We start from the raw sequence: 1,465 nt of genomic DNA on the forward strand, positions 1-1,465 counted from the left end.
TCGATCCGGCAGCGGCAGGCGCCGGCGAGAGTGGCCGCGAACTTCGCGGTGATGCCCCTGGCCCCACCCACCAGCAGCACCACCGAATCCCGGTCGAGGCCGAGGGCGGCGGCCTCCGCGGCGCCCGCTCCCGCCGGTCCGGCACCGGTGCCGCCGAGCGCGCCGGGCGCCGCCTCGACCATGTCCAGGCCCTGCCGTCCGGCGGCCGTGCGCAGCACGACCGGAGCCGGTTCCGGCGCGAGCAGCTCGGCGAGCAGTGCGTCGGCGACCGCGTTCGGGGCGGTGTCCCCGAGGGTCACGACCCGGGCGACGGTGTCCGGGTACTCCCGGGCCACGGTACGGAACAGCCCGTGCAGCCCGGCCGAGCGTGCCGCGTCCGCGCCGTCGGCGGGGCGGACGGCCAGCAGCCAGCGCGGGCCGCGCGCGAGGGCCGCGCGCAGCGCCGGGAAGGCGTCCGGCAGGACCGGGGTCTCCGCGGCCCCGGGCAGGCCGCCGAGGTACAGCACCCCGTCCACGGTCCCGTCCGCCGCCCCGAGCAGATGGCCGGCCGGCAGGGTCACGGTTTCCGCCCCGCAGGCGGCGAGCCGTGCCGCGATCTGGGCGGCGGCGGGCCCCGCTTCCGCGCCGAGCAGCACGAACCGCCGGCTGGCGAGCAGAGCGCCGGGATCGGCCTCGGCGTCCGGCTCGGCCAGGGCGACGGGCCGCAGGACGAAGCGTTTGGGGGCCACCCCGGCGAGCGGCTCGCCGGTCCCGGGACCCGGGTCCGGGTCGGCACCACCCCCGCCGGCAGGCTTCGCGGCCGCCGGGCCCGGAACCGGCATCACACCGCCTGCGTCATGGCCGTCGCCCGGCGTCCCGGTGGCCGCCGGGGCCGGGCCGGCACCGCCCGCGTCGACCCGCGCCTTCAGCCACCCCGTGACCGCGGCCGCCGTGCGGGCCTTCGCCAGGTCCTCCAGCTCGGCGTCGTCCAGGGTCTCCGCGCCGCCCGCTATGCCGAGGCGCTTGGCCAGTTCGCCCGCGATCTCGGCGCGCTTGATCGAGTCGATGCTCAGGTCCGCCTCCAGATCGAGGTCGGGCTCGATCATGTCGACGGGGTAGCCGGTGCGCTCGCTGATGATCTCCAGGACGACCCGCTCGACGTCGGCCGCCGCCTCGGGTTCGGCCACCGAGGCGGCCGCGACGGCGGGCTTTGCCGGCTGCGGCTGGGGTGCGAGCACTTCTGCGGGCGGCAGCTGTTGCAGCACCGGCGCGGCCGGCACCTGTACCTGGGTCGCCCCGAAGTAGGTGAGCAGCACGTCGCGCTGGGCGGCGACCATCTCCCGGCTGGTGCGCAGGAACTCGGCGATCAGCGCGTCCCGGTCGGCGGGGGTGCCGTGCGGCTGGTTCGTCGTCACAGTCGTCGTCTCCACGACTCGTCGGGCCGGTGCGAGGGCACCGGGCAGGAGGTCTCCGGCGGCGGTGCGCA

General features: G+C 77.7%; 1 protein-coding gene. It reads right to left on the bottom strand.

Annotated features, from left to right (window positions below):
- Positions 1 to 1,394 (bottom strand): phosphopantetheine-binding protein (locus AB0P24_RS47850; protein ID WP_365805780.1); only part of this gene is annotated, 1,394 nt, incomplete at its 3' end.
- Positions 1,395 to 1,465: the final 71 nt, after the last annotated feature.

Source organism: Streptomyces sp. NPDC086519, assembly GCF_040686075.1.
In the GTDB taxonomy this organism is placed as follows: Bacteria; Actinomycetota; Actinomycetes; order Streptomycetales; family Streptomycetaceae; genus Streptomyces; species Streptomyces shenzhenensis.